General features: G+C 46.4%; 10 protein-coding genes and 1 pseudogene. 4 read left to right on the top strand and 7 right to left on the bottom strand.

Translation table 11 applies throughout. From position 1 onward, the window contains the following. Positions 1–39: 39 nt before the first annotated feature. The 5 genes from coaD to BQ5591_RS01420 form a co-directional block, all read right to left on the bottom strand. Positions 40–501: a pantetheine-phosphate adenylyltransferase gene (gene coaD, locus BQ5591_RS01435; protein ID WP_071148156.1), complete on the bottom strand. Its 462-nt coding sequence runs from the start codon at positions 499–501 to the stop codon at positions 40–42. A 21-nt stretch (positions 502–522) separates the two neighbouring features. Beyond that, positions 523–2439 carry a DNA topoisomerase IV subunit B gene (locus BQ5591_RS01430; RefSeq protein WP_022162757.1) on the bottom strand — a complete coding sequence of 639 codons (1917 nt, stop codon included), beginning with the start codon at positions 2437–2439 and terminating at the stop codon, positions 523–525. Between the two features lie 486 nt (positions 2440–2925). Next, complete coding sequence (locus tag BQ5591_RS21270) at positions 2926–3063, bottom strand: hypothetical protein (RefSeq protein WP_159434404.1); 138 nt, start codon at positions 3061–3063, stop codon at positions 2926–2928. Between the two features lie 54 nt (positions 3064–3117). After that, positions 3118–4254, bottom strand: coding sequence for an N-acetyltransferase (locus BQ5591_RS01425; protein WP_071148155.1), 1137 nt, complete (start codon positions 4252–4254; stop codon positions 3118–3120). Between the two features lie 91 nt (positions 4255–4345). Beyond that, the gene (locus tag BQ5591_RS01420; protein WP_071148154.1) at positions 4346–5347 is read right to left on the bottom strand and encodes a calcium/sodium antiporter; all 1002 of its coding nucleotides are present in this window, start codon (positions 5345–5347) and stop codon (positions 4346–4348) included. 197 nt (positions 5348–5544) lie between these two features. On the opposite strand from BQ5591_RS01420, the pseudogene BQ5591_RS01415 reads away from it, so the two are divergent. After that, positions 5545–7358, top strand: a pseudogene (locus BQ5591_RS01415) (mechanosensitive ion channel family protein). A gap of 40 nt (positions 7359–7398) precedes the next feature. Here BQ5591_RS01415 and BQ5591_RS01410 read toward each other — a convergent pair. Together BQ5591_RS01410 and BQ5591_RS01405 are read right to left on the bottom strand one after the other, a co-directional pair. Next, entirely contained in the window at positions 7399–8601 is a 1203-nt protein-coding gene (locus BQ5591_RS01410; protein WP_071148153.1) for a THUMP-like domain-containing protein, read from the bottom strand. A 42-nt stretch (positions 8602–8643) separates the two neighbouring features. After that, the gene (locus BQ5591_RS01405) at positions 8644–9447 is read right to left on the bottom strand and encodes a M15 family metallopeptidase (RefSeq protein ID WP_071148152.1); all 804 of its coding nucleotides are present in this window, start codon (positions 9445–9447) and stop codon (positions 8644–8646) included. 1045 nt (positions 9448–10492) lie between these two features. Here BQ5591_RS01405 and BQ5591_RS01400 point away from each other — a divergent pair. The 3 genes from BQ5591_RS01400 (at position 10493) to BQ5591_RS01390 (ending at position 13749) form a co-directional block, all read left to right on the top strand. Then, on the top strand, positions 10493–11986 hold the full coding sequence (locus BQ5591_RS01400) for a tyrosine-type recombinase/integrase (RefSeq protein ID WP_205410614.1): 1494 nt from the start codon (positions 10493–10495) through the stop codon (positions 11984–11986). Between the two features lie 13 nt (positions 11987–11999). After that, on the top strand, positions 12000–13250 hold the full coding sequence (locus tag BQ5591_RS01395) for a DUF6043 family protein (RefSeq protein ID WP_071148150.1): 1251 nt from the start codon (positions 12000–12002) through the stop codon (positions 13248–13250). Between the two features lie 181 nt (positions 13251–13431). Beyond that, on the top strand, positions 13432–13749 hold the full coding sequence (locus BQ5591_RS01390; protein WP_071148149.1) for a DUF3853 family protein: 318 nt from the start codon (positions 13432–13434) through the stop codon (positions 13747–13749). Positions 13750–13751: the final 2 nt, after the last annotated feature.

The raw sequence follows: 13751 nt of genomic DNA, 5'->3' as shown, positions 1-13751 counted from the left end.
AGGTTTCTACCACAAATTACACTTTTCGTTTTCTGTTTTTCATTCTTCGTTGATCTTCATTCCTTCGGGAAGGAACTGGCTGACGTCTTTATGGAATTGCAGAAGTTCGCGTACGGCGGTGGAGCTGATGCTGGTCAGTTCGGGTTCGGTGAAGAGCAGAATGGTTTCTACTCCGGCCAGTTTGCGGTTGATGTCGGCAATGGTTTCTTCGTATTCGAAGTCTTTCACCGTACGGATGCCGCGGATGATGAGGTTGGCTTTCTCCTGCAGGACGAAGTCGATGGTCAGGCAGTCGTAGGATTTGACGCTGACGCGAGGTTCGTCTTTATAGAGTTGCCGGATCATGTTCTCCCGTTTCTCGGTAGGGAAGTAGCTGTGTTTCTTGTCGTTGATTCCGATTCCGATAACGATTTCATCGACAAAGGTCAGTGCACGCTTCACCACCGAGTAGTGGCCGATGGTAAAGGGATCGAATGTTCCCGGAAAAATAGCTTTGGTCATAGTTAAATTAAGAATGAGGAATTAAGAATCTTCATTTACCATGTCTTCTTCGATAACCAGATTATCTATAATAAAGTTCTGCCGTTCCATGGTGTTCTTGCCCATGTAGAATTCGAGCAGTTCTTTCACAAGGTCGTTTTTGCGCAGGTTCACCTGTTCCAGCCGCATGTCTTTGCCGATGAAGTGGCGGAACTCGTCGGGCGAGATTTCGCCCAAACCTTTGAATCGGGTGATTTCGGGGTTCGGTCCCAGTTCTTCGATGGACTTCAGCCGTTCGTCTTCGGTATAGCAGTAGTTGGTTTTCTTTTTGTTGCGTACACGGAAGAGGGGGGTCTGCAAGATGTACACGTGGCCTTTCTTGATGAGGTCGGGGAAGAACTGCAGGAAGAAGGTGATGATGAGCAGACGGATGTGCATGCCGTCCACATCGGCATCGGTGGCTACGATGACCTTGTTGTAACGAAGTCCGTCAAGACCGTCTTCGATGTTGAGGGCGGCTTGCAACAGGTTGAACTCTTCGTTCTCGTAGACTACCTTCTTGGTCAGTCCGTAGGAGTTCAGCGGTTTTCCGCGTAGCGAGAATACGGCTTGGGTATTCACGTCGCGGCTTTTGGTGATGGAGCCGCTGGCCGAGTCGCCCTCGGTGATGAAGATACACGATTCGGCTTCCTGCTCCTTGCCTTTACCGTCGTTCAGGTGGTAGCGGCAGTCGCGCAGTTTGCGGTTGTGCAGGTTAGCTTTCTTGGCACGCTCACGAGCCAGCTTAGTGACGCCGGCAATGGCTTTGCGCTCTTTTTCGGAGTCTTGTATCTTCTGCAGCATGACTTCGGCCATCAGCGGATTCTTGTGCAGGTAGTTGTCCACTTCGGTCTTGATGAAGTCGCCCACGTACTTGTTCACCGTGGGACCTGCCGGCTTGTCTTCCTGCGGCACGGCGGGCCACATGTTGTTCGAGCCCAGCTTGGTCTTGGTCTGACTTTCGAACATGGGCTCTTCTACATCGAGTGCAATGGCGGCTACCAGTCCGTTGCGGATGTCGGCATAGTCCATGTTTTTGTTGTAGAATTCCTTGATGGTACGTGCCAGATGCTCTTTCAGGGCTGTCTGGTGCGTACCGCCTTGGGTGGTATGCTGGCCGTTGACGAAGGAATAATATTCCTCGCCGTACTGGTTGGTATGGGTGAAGGCTATTTCGATGTCCTCGCCTTTCAGGTGGACAATGTCGTAAAGGCCTTCGCTGGTCATATTATCTTTCAGCAGATCTTCCAGACCGTGACGCGAGACAATGCGCTGGCCGTTGTAGATGAAGGTCAGACCTGTGTTCAGGTAAGTGTAGTTACGCAGCAGTGTTTCTACAAACTCGTTCTGGAAACTGTAGTTGAGAAACAGGGTGTTGTCCGGCTCGAAGAAGATGTAGGTACCGGTTTCTTCCTGTGTGTCTTCGGTAGTGTCGCTTTGCAGTACACCCCGTTCGAAGATGGCAGTGCGTACTTTACCGTCGCGGTAGCTGCGGACTTCGAAATGGCTGCTCAGTGCGTTGACGGCTTTGATACCTACACCGTTCAGTCCGACGCTTTTCTTGAACGCTTTTGAGTCGTACTTTCCGCCTGTATTCAGTTTGCTGACAGCCTCAATGAGCTTGCCTTGGGGGATGCCCCGGCCGTAGTCGCGTACACTGACACGCAGGTTGTCTTCGATGTTCACTTCGATTTTTTTGCCGGCTCCCATTTTGAACTCGTCAATCGAGTTGTCCATAACTTCCTTGAGCAGGACGTAGATACCGTCATCGTTTTGTGAACCATCGCCCAACCGGCCGATGTACATACCCGAGCGGACACGGATGTGTTCCATGTCGTCCAGGTGGCGTATGTTGTCTTCGGTATATTCTACCGGTGCTTCTGTAAATTGCAGGTTGCCGTCTTTTTCTTCTTCTTCCATGGTCTGACTATTCCCTTTCTGTCTTATCTTGCAAAAATAACGGTTTTATGGGGCATGAACAAATTTTTTATTCTTTTTAGGGGAGAAGTTTTTGGGCTTTTAGCCAAGCAGAGGGCTTCTGTATGCGGTTATCTCGCCGTTTTCTTGTCCAATATCCCTGGACTTTGCAGGCAAAACCGCTGGGGTTTGTGGGGCTGTTGCCCCGCATTTGCCAGGAAAACGCCACGCGTCTGTCTGGCAAATGCGGCGGCTTTATTTGTTCAGTATGAGCCTCCGTTGATACGGACGATTGTTTCAAGTGGAACGTTGTCGTCGGTTGTCGTTTCTCTAACAACAACAATATCTTTTTTTCTTTCTTTCTTTTTATATATATAAAGAGACGTTTTTTTGTCGTTTCTTTGCGTAAATAGATGATAAGTAGTTTGCTATCAGTTTGTTAGTTCGATTTTTAAGGCGTTTTTTATGCCTGTTTTAAGCTGTTTTTCATCAATTTCTGCTGTTTTTTCGGTGTTTTTTGCTTGTTTTAGAGCGAATTTTCATCGTTTTTCCGCCAAAATTCGTTGTTTTTTCGTCAGAATTCATCAGTTTCCCATCAAAAAACATCCGTTTTTCGTCAGAAATCATCGTTTTTTCATCGGATTTCGAGCAAAAACGGGATAAAAACAATCTCTTCAGGCATTACTTGATTTCCTTGATGAATGCTCGGCGACGCTTGTGCTGCTCCGTGTGGAAGTATTCCCACTGTGCCTGTACTTTTCCGTTCAGTTCCAGTTCGGGATTGCTTTCGGCATATTCGAAGCCCAATTGCTGGTAGACGGGAATCAGGTCGGAGAACAGCAGTGCATTGACGCCCTTATTCTGATATTCGGGTTTGACGGCTACGAGCAGCAGGTCGAGCATCTTGGCGCGGCGTTTGAAGAACAGAGCTTTGAGCAGGTAGAACCATCCGAAAGGTAACAGACGTCCGTGCGACTTCTGCAGGGCTTCGGACAGCGACGGCATGGAGATGCCTACGGCAATCAGCTGGTCGTCGGCATCGGTGATGAGTGTCACCATGCGCAAGTCCAGAATGGGCAGGTACATCTTGACGTATTGGTCTATTTGTTTCTGCGTCAGAGCCGAGTAACCGTAAAGTGGTGTATAGGCTTCGTTTACCAGTTCGAAAATAGCCTGTCCGTAATCGCGGGCGATTTCTTTCCCCGATGTATATTTTTTTACTTTAAGATTGTACTTCCGCTGTATCAGGTCAGAGATGCGTTTGTGCTTGTCGGGGATGGCGTCGGGGATAAATATTTTATATTCTACCCAGTCAGCATCTTTCGCAAATCCCATCCGTTCCATGTGCTGCGGATAGTAAGGATAGTTGTAGATGGTAGCCATGGTACCCAGCTGGTCGAAGCCTTCGACAAGCATTCCTTCGGCATCCATGTCGGTGAAACCCAACGGACCGGTGATGTGGGTCATTCCACGCTCCTTACCCCATTGTTCGACAGTGCTGATCAGGGCATCTGCCACTTCGGCGTCGTCGGTAAAGTCGATCCATCCGAAACGGACTTCCCGTTTGTTCCAGGTCTGGTTGGCCCGATTGTTGATGATGGCGGCCACACGACCTACTAGTTTCCCGTCTTTGTATGCTAGAAAGTATTCGGCCTCGCAAAACTCGAAAGCTGCGTTCTTTTTCTTGTTGAACGTGTTCAGCATATCGTCGTAAAGGTCGGGTACGGAGTAGGGGTTGCTTTTGTATAGTTCGTAGTTGAAGCGGATAAAGCGCTTCAGTTCTTTTTTTGTGGTAACTTTTTTTATTGTAACAGCCATGGTCGTTGAGTTAGTTTGATGGCGCAAAGATACTTTTTTTTCATGAAGAATGAACTATGTGGGAAGAAGAATGATGCCCCAGTCATGAGTTTTAGGCGGCATTGTAGATCAGCCAGGCTGTATATCCCACATAGCATGCTATCAGTATGGCACCTTCGACGCGTGTGATGATGCGCTTGCCGAAGAAGACTCCGAACAGCCATAGCAGAATGCTGGAGCCGACGAGTACCAGCAGATCGGTATTGTTGATACCTGCCAGGTGCAAGGGGGTGATAGAAGCCGAACAACCCAGTACGAAAAAGATGTTGAACAGGTTACTGCCTACTACGTTGCCGATGGCTATTTCAGGATTTTTCTTCAAGGCCGCAACAATGCTGGTTGCCAGTTCGGGCAGCGAGGTTCCTCCTGCCACCAGCGTCAGACCGATGATCGATTCGCTGACTCCCAGACTGCGTGCAATGCCGCTGGCACCGTCTACAAAAAACTGTCCGCCGTAGATGAGGCCTGCCAGTCCGGCCACGATGTATATCAGAGACCGCCACAGAGGCATCTCCTTAATTTCCGTTTCTTCTTCTGCAGTAGCCGGACCGTTGCTTTCTCCACTCTTTTCGGGAGAGGGGGTGAGACCACTTCTTGCAATGGCAAAAGTATAACTCAGGAAGATAGCCATGAAGCACAACAGGATAAGGCCGTCGGTGATGCTGATTACGTTTTCGCCAGATTTGTCGAGCAGCATGTCGTTGCCCATAATCAACAGGGCAAGTGAGGCCAGTATGCAGAGTGGTATTTCTTTGAGCAACGTGTTGCGTTGCACCACGATGGGGGCAAACATGGCTGTGCAGCCTACAATCATCAGGGCATTGAAGATGTTACTTCCTACTACGTTTCCTACGGCGATGTCGGCACTGCCTTTCAAGGCCGACGATACGCTGACGGCCAGTTCGGGTGCCGAAGTACCGAAAGCTACGATGGTCAGTCCGATAACGATGTTGGGGATGTTGAAGCGTTTGGCTACGGAAGAGGCGCCGTCGGTCAGTCCGTTGGCACCCAGCAGGATGAGGAGCAAGCCTCCGATGAGCAAAAGAATATCCATATACAGGGAATAATGATGTTATTGGTTATTATTTAATTGTGCGGCAAAGATATACATTTCACGGATAATGGGCAAAAGCGGGACGTGACAAACACTTTTTTTCGCCTTTGTAAGGACCGGAATGTGGAAATATCGGAAACATTACGTATGTTTGCTCCCTTGTTTTGATTTTGGAACAAAATAGAATGTTTATGAGTATGAAGAAAAACCTGTTTCTTATTTTTAGTCTGTTGTTGTGGGTTCCGGTCGCTCTGCCGGCTCAGGTGGTAGAAAAGGTTCTTGATATTTTCCATGCCGACAGTTTGCAGGCTTCCGAGATAAGGCTGATAGTGATTCACTGCATCTTGCCGCTGTCCGGAAAGAACTGGCAACAGCCAAACTGAATGAAGCCAATCTGCGTATGGAGATTGAGCAGATGAAGCTGGCTGCTTATGCTGCCGATTCGGTAAAACTGGCGTCACAAAAACAGCGCATCGATTCGCTGAGGCAGGTTACCTTGGGCGTTCCCGTAGTAGTGGACGAAGATACTCTGTTCTACCTTTATGCCAAGCGTGGAGGCCTTTCTCCGCAGCAGCGGGCCGAAAATGTGTCACGCGACATCACGGCGTTGGGCAAGCGCTTCAATCTGCATCCTGATTCGGTCTACATCGAAAGTACCGATATTGTTACCGACTTGATGTATGGCGACAAGGTACTTGTTTCGTTTACCGACCAGGACGGTTTGTGGGAAAGTTGTTCGCGCGACCGTTTGGCCGAGATCAGGCGCCAGGTGATTGTAAAAAAGCTGAAGGTGATGAAAGCCGAACACGGCTTTTGGCAATTGTGCAAACGTATTGCTTATTTCCTGCTGGTGATTGTAGGACAGTTCCTGTTGTTCAAACTTACCAACTGGCTGTTCCGCAAGCTGAAGGCACGCATTGTCAGGCTGAAGCATACGCGCCTGAAGGCATTTTCCATTCAGGACTTTGAGTTGTTGGACACACGCAGGCAAGTGATTGTACTGGTATGGCTGGCCAATCTGTTCCGGTATGTCATTATGCTGTTGCAGCTGTTGCTTACAGTGCCTCTGCTGTTCTCCATCTTTCCGCAGACCAAAGATCTGGCCTATCAGTTGTTTTCCTATATTTGGAATCCTGTGAAAAGCATCCTTTATGGTGTGTTGGCCTATATCCCCAATCTGTTCACCATTCTTGTCATCTGTATTGCTATCAAGTACCTGGTGCGGATGTTTCGTTATCTGGCGAATGAGGTGCAGGAAGAGCGGCTTAAATTGAACGGATTCTATCCCGACTGGGCCATGCCTACCTATCACATTATCCGTTTTCTGCTCTATGCCTTTATGATTGCGATGATTTATCCGTATCTGCCTGGATCCAATTCGGGAGTATTTCAGGGGATATCGGTATTTGTAGGTCTGATTATTTCGCTGGGGTCGAGCACGGTTATCGGAAATATTATTGCCGGTTTGGTCATCACTTACATGCGTCCTTTTAAGCTGGGCGACCGTATCAAGCTGAACGATACGACGGGTAACGTGGTCGAGAAAACTCCACTCGTAACCCGTATACGTACGCCTAAAAACGAAGTCGTGACTATTCCCAACTCGTTTATCATGTCTTCGCATACGGTGAATTTCAGTTAGTCGGCGCGCGATTACGGATTGATTATCCACTCCGAAGTCAGTATCGGATACGATGTCCCTTGGCGACAGGTCAATAAATTGCTGATAGAGGCAGCACTCGATACCCCCGGCGTGGTAGACGATCCCCGTCCTTTTGTCCTTTCTACTTCGTTAAGCGACTGGTATCCGGTATATCAGGTCAATGCCTACATCAAGGATGCCGACCGTCTGGCACAGATTTATTCGGATTTGCATCAGAATATTCAGGACCGCTTCAACGAAGCCGGTGTCGAAATCATGTCGCCCCATTACATGGCCGTGCGCGATGGAAATGCTTCGACTATTCCTCACGAAACAACGGATGAGGCAGAGGAAGGTGCAGCAAAGTAAGTGTGTGCCTTCGGTCACGCGATAGACAGACGTGCTGTGTTTAGTCGGGTTTGCTGCATCTGACCAGCACTTTTTGTCCTTCGGCCAGTGTTGTTGCAAATAGATAGATGTTGCCTCCTTCGGCCAGTTTCAGCCGTTTGCGCAGTTCGGCCACGGTGGCGGGAAAGTTGCGGACAGTGATATTGGCTTTTCGGTTTTCGCCCAGCAGACTTTTTACTTCTTTTTTGCCGAAGCCGCACCAGCCGTCTATGCGGAACATACGGCCAGGGAAGTCGGGCAGCGGCATGTCCGAGGTGTAGAGGTGGCTGTTGGGATGCAGTTTTTCTGCTTTGTATGCGTTGGCCAGGCTGCGGAAAGCTCCGGCTTTAAGCAGGGAGGCATTGGGCTCGTACAGGTATGTGCGAAGTGTTGGGGCATACGGGCACGCAGTGTCCTGTTCTTCCTGACGTGTAAAGCTGAAAGCAGCCTGGTCCGTGGGCAGGTTGATGCAACGGATGGGGACGCGGTCGGGTTCGGTCATGTCGCCGCGTGTCAGTACCAGCAGCAGCTCCTTGCATTCGTTTCCTACGGAGACAATGTGTGCTTCGCTGACGTGCTGCAGGGTGTGCAGGGCCTGGGTCAGGTCGAGCATGGGCGATAGCTTTATCAATACGTGTTCGGCCTTTTCGAGCAACAGCGGTTCGAGGGCGGCGACGTCGGGTTCGCAGTCGGCTATGGCAACGGTTTTTCCGCCGTGTCCGTCGCGGCGGGCAGGATCAAGAAAGAGCCAGTCGGTACCGGTCATGTCCCGCAGGTAGTCGGTGCCGTCGGCATGGCACACGTTGATGTGCTCCAGTCCCAACAGCGGAAAGTTGTGGCGGGCCGCTTCGCACAACATTTCTTGCCGTTCTACATAAGTGGCATGGCTGAAGAGTGCGGACAGGAAAGAACAGTCGATGCCGAATCCGCCTGTCAGGTCGGCAAACTGTTCGTGTCTGCCTCCGAAGGCTTCGATGATGGTGGTCTTGTAGCGGGCCGTCATCTCCGACGAACATTGCTCCATGGAGAGGTGTGGCGGATAGAGGATGCCGTTTGTCGTAGCCCAAGTGGGTATCTTTTCTTCAGCAGCCTGCCGGCCGGCTATCTGCGTCAGTGCTACAGGCATATCTACATGCGGATAGCGGGCTGCTTGCAGTGCCAGTGTGCGTACATCGTCGTGCCGGTGTTCGGCTACGAATCGGAGGGTTTCTTCGGTCAGTGTCATAAGGCTTTTTCTATTAAAAGGAAATGTTCAGGAGGCCGGCGGTCAGGGAATAATCGGGAATCGTTGTCTGGCTGTCTGCCGGCTGTATCGGTTGAAGTGCCACCATTCGGTTGGCAGGGGGCGGAAGCCGGCGTTCTTCATCACACGGCGTAGCAACAGGCGGTTCTGCCGTTCGGCTTCGGTCAGTTTGCCTTGTGCTACAAGCTGTTCTTCGGCTGTGATGTGAGCTTCCTTGCCCAGGTAGTCTATGGGAGTACCCATGGGCAGAGGCTTTCCCTGTCCGTCTACGATGCTGACGTCTACGGCCAGACCGTAGTTGTGCAGTCCTCCGCCGTGGGCGGGGTTGGAGACGTAGATGTATTTGGGGGTACCCTTCACTGCGTTCCACATGGTTTGCTGGACGGACATCGGGCGGGCAGCGTCGTAGACGATGAGGCTGTACGACGGGTGTTCTGCCTTCAGCTGTTGTTGTGCTTTCTGCAGGCTCGTCATGGCGTCGGGGTGCAGGTAGGCTTCGTGCAAATCTTCATAAAGTATTTTGCCAGTAAAGTTGTCGGCACGGGTGTACATCAGGTCTACTGCAATGCTGCTGTCTGCTTCGCTGATGCAGACCAGTCCGAGCGAGTCGAGGTAAAGCGCCGTCTGGCTTTTGGCAGGATGGGGGACTGCTGTATCTGCCACGATTGTTTCCTCTGTCTTTCCGGTCGTATCTATTTCCGCATTCGCAGTCTGTTTCGCGTCTGTCTTGCAGGCGTACAGCATGGGCAGAAAGAGTAGTACGAGCAGAATCTGCAAGTAAAACCTGTCAAAACAGGCCCGACCCAAAGAATCGCATGCTTTTTTCATGCAACAAAGATAGGAACTTATTTACGTACCTGCAAATGGGTGGAGGGGGAAAGAAAAAGGAGTGCCAGTGCTCCGCTAACGGAAGCTGACGTTTTCTGACGAAAGTTGTCCGTCATACAATAAATTTTCGTAACTTGGGCTGCCGATTAATGGGAAAATGGATGTTGTATGATGAAAAAAATTTATTGGAAGGGTGTGAAGCGAAAAATAGATAAATTTATAGACAGAGTAATCGATTGCATTCTTATCTTCACAGACTGGTTAGGTTAAGGCGGTTGGAACAGAGATACTGTGTTTACGCATTGTTTTCGCAAGGACATAAAAAAAGCAGCTACGAGATTCGTAACTGCCTGATTTCCTTCGTGGACCAGCCTGGGCTTGAACCAGGGACCTCCAGATTATGAGAACGATAAAATGATATTCTACGATAGCTCATTTTATCAATATTGATTGAATATCAAGCAGTTATAAATTTTACTATTTCTTATAAGACTCATTAAATACCCATAACTGAAACTATTTGTTTTCGCATTGTTTTCGCAAAAATAGCGAAAAAAACATTCTAATATAGTATGATAGTAGTATTATGTACGAATATAAAAGTTAAATAGTATCTATGATATTTAGTTTTTAATCAGTTATTTCAAAATATGAAGATAATTCATTAACTTTGTCACACTATATATAAGGCAAACCATGACTATAAAGTGCTCTTTCCTGAAATATGGAAAAGTGAGTTTGCCTAACCATCGTGGGAGGGTTATTCCATTCCGATGAATCGAAGCGTAGAGGAAGTACCAGTCGGAGGGTACTTTAATATCAACGAAACGCGAGAGTTGCTCTAGGGGTTGAGACCGATTAGCATAAGCCCGGTTACCAGTCAGCGACAAGAGACAACGAGATTGCACCGCTGCATATAACAACAATATTTTTATCCAATTAAGGATAAGAATTATGTGGTTATATGCAGTGTTTTGTGTATGTATACCTCACATCGCAAAGCGTCTGTATTCAGAGGTTATGTTGAACATAAACAATGAATGCAATGGAAAAATTAACAAAATCTTTGTCTTTATTCAAAGAACGTGGTTGTACAGTTTCACTTGCCCTTGATATTCGAACTAATAGAAGAAAGTCAAGTGAATATCCCCTATCTGTTCGTTTTACATTAGAACGTAAAGCATTTTACTACCCTGTTGGTGGATCTTATACAGCGAAAGAATTTTCCGATATTTGTAATGCCGTAAAAAGCAGAAGCGATAATTATAAACTTCAAAAAGAGTGGAAAGATACCCTTATTCCCAAATACAAAGAAATTCTGATGAACCTGAATAAAGGTGGTATCCTGACATTTGAAATGGTACGTCAATGTATCATGGGAGAAGAAGTCGCAACATCCAATGAAGAAACAAATAAACCACAATCTTTTATTGGCATATGGGAAGAAATCATTAGTGGATTACGAACAGACGATGATGGTGCACGCTTTACTACAGCAGAGAGTTATGAGTGCGCACTCAAATCATTAAGAAAGATACTCGGACCAAATATGATTAAAGGATTTTGCATTAGTGCAGCAGAAATTCAGAAGTGGAAGGACGGAATGCATAATGGAGTAAAAGATGAGAATGGGAAGATAATAGGAAAAATCAGTGATACTACCGCAGGCATATATTTACGCTGTTGTCGTGCCGTATGGAATAAGTGTGTACATGAAGGCTATCTCAAAGATGTTCCTTATCCTTTCTCTAACAAGAAGGAGAAAGGGCTTGTAAGTATTCCTAAGAGTGCAAAACGCAAACAAAGTTTCCTGAATGTTAATCAAATGACAGAACTATATAACCTCTTTGTATCCAAGAAATATCCCGAATATTGGTCAGAAGAATATACCAAACGCGCTCACTACTCATTAGGATTGTTTCTTGCCCAGTATTTGTGTAATGGGTTCAATATGGCAGATGCAGGGCGATTGACTTACGATAATTATTATTATCAGACACATGGCAAAGCTTTCCGCTTCAACCGTAAGAAAACTTCCCGAAGAAGTACTGATGGTTCCGAAGTAATCGTTCCTATCATACCTCCTTTACAATATATTTTAGATGAAGTGGCTGCACCTCCGACCCGAGGCGGTTTGGTCTTTCCCCACATATTAAAAGGAGCTGAAACAGAAGAACTGCGTCGCAAATATACAATGCAGGAAAACTCTAATGTGAAAGACCGTATCATCAAAATATGTCACGAAGCACTGAATTGGGATAAATCCATCTGTCCGTCTGGTACATGGTGCCGTCATTCGTTTGCCACGAACCTACATAATGCCGGAGTAGATATGGATTATATTTCTGAAAGCATGGGACACGCTTCTTCTGATCATGCAATCACTCAAATATACATTGAGCACTATCCACTTGAAATTCAGATGGGAAATAACTCAAAGCTGTTGAATTTGACAAAAACTTCTGAAAGAGATTTGTTATTGGCAAAACTGACGAGTATGTCCACTGAGGATTTATCCAAATTGTTTAAACGACTATAATACGATTTTAAGGATGATTCATTTCATAGAGAGAATAAGGGACTATTTTACTAGAAAGGATTGTGCTGATATGGCTATTCGTACTTGGAAATCCGCCAACGAAGAATTGTATGCCAATTTCTGTAAACGCATGGATGCTGTTGGAAAGGGTAACTTATCTGTTTTGACAGATATGTATCAGATGATGCGGGAATGTACACCGTCAGAAGCTTTGCTGTTATATAACTGGCTTTCTGAACTTATAAACGGAAACGGCAAAAATGTACAGAATATAGCCAATCAACAATGGGCCGGTAAGTATACAGATATTATAGCCCAATGTATTACCAACAAACGGTTATGGATAGGCATAAACATAAAAACGGCTACGGTAGAGCTACTCACATCCCCAAAATCAGAATTACTTATGGTTCATTCCAAAACACCTCTTGAAATTTGGAGTCGTTTGCCACAGGAAACGAAAGCCTATTTGACTGGGCAGTTGGATGTACTAATGAGAAACAACAAAGGATGCTATCTGTTAAGCAATCTTGAAAGAAAAATGGTGTATCAGTTCTTGACGTACATTTCCCAAATCATCGTCCTATCCCACGCCGTGTTTGTTGGAGAGTTTGTGGCTAACCTGTACGATTATGTGATAGAGAAAAAGGAGGCCTTAAGTTATTGTATGTACTATTTCGTAATATTTGACCACGGCCTTTCACGTATGGCTAAGTTACTTGACCGTCTGTTGAGTAGTGAAGAAGTTGATAATGGAGATATGCTTCTAATAAAATCGTGTATTGCTTTGCTTGTTAATAAAAGCATAGAGATAGGAACTGAAAGTAAAGCCGAATGGGAAGCAACGGCTGAAGTATGTAATCCGGATATTTGGAAAGAAGTTATGTTTGCCTTGCGAAAAGTGAAAGGTAAACGTGGGAACAGAAAAGTAATACAATCATTGGATGACATCCTTATTGGAGATAAGGAACTTATCAAACAAGGCATTTACTCTTTTCTTGAAGAGAATACCGAGGATATAAGTCTTGCCTATTTATTGAAAGCTCTGGTAAAAGCTGGAAGAATGAAAGCTTCTATAAGATACATGACATTTCATCGTGCCATTGAACAATTCTACCAGCGACATTACGGACATGACATACCACAGAAAAGATATGGTGAAATCAAAGACATTACATTGAATTCACCTCAAAGAGGAAACAGTTATATCAAAGCAAAACGGATAATAGACCGATGGACAGATTATTTTATCAAAAACGGATAGTTGGGAAATCCAGCTATCCGTTTTTACTTTCTGTAAATATCTGTTGTAAACCGGTCGGTTATATTAAGGTATAAATAAGCCGACCAATACGCTGAGTTTCATACAATACCTTTGCTTGTGAAATCGGTTTCACAGAGTTAAACCGAGGCTTAAAGTATTCATTAACTAAACAAATAAAGGTATGGAAGAAAAATTCAATCTAAACCAGTTGCTCCCAAAGCCCATCGCTATGATGACCGGCGAGGAACTTTGTTTTCTAATTACAAAAAGTGTAGAGTCCACAGAAAAAGCTACATCCCTAATAGCTCCAAAAGGCAACTACTATGGAATAGAGGGTATTGCCCGTGTGTTTGGATGTAGTGTACCTACGGCTAATCGCATTAAGAAGAGCGGTATAATCGACAAGGCTATCACACAGATAGGACGAAAAATTGTAGTGGATGCAGACCTTGCATTATCGCTGGCAAAGGAATCAGGTGGTATCCATATTAAAGAGTAAAC

Source organism: Bacteroides ndongoniae (genome assembly GCF_900108345.1).
GTDB classification, from domain to species: Bacteria; Bacteroidota; Bacteroidia; order Bacteroidales; family Bacteroidaceae; genus Bacteroides; species Bacteroides ndongoniae.
The sequence above is the reverse complement of the archived record's forward strand: the minus strand, read 5'-3'. Positions and strand labels throughout refer to the sequence as shown.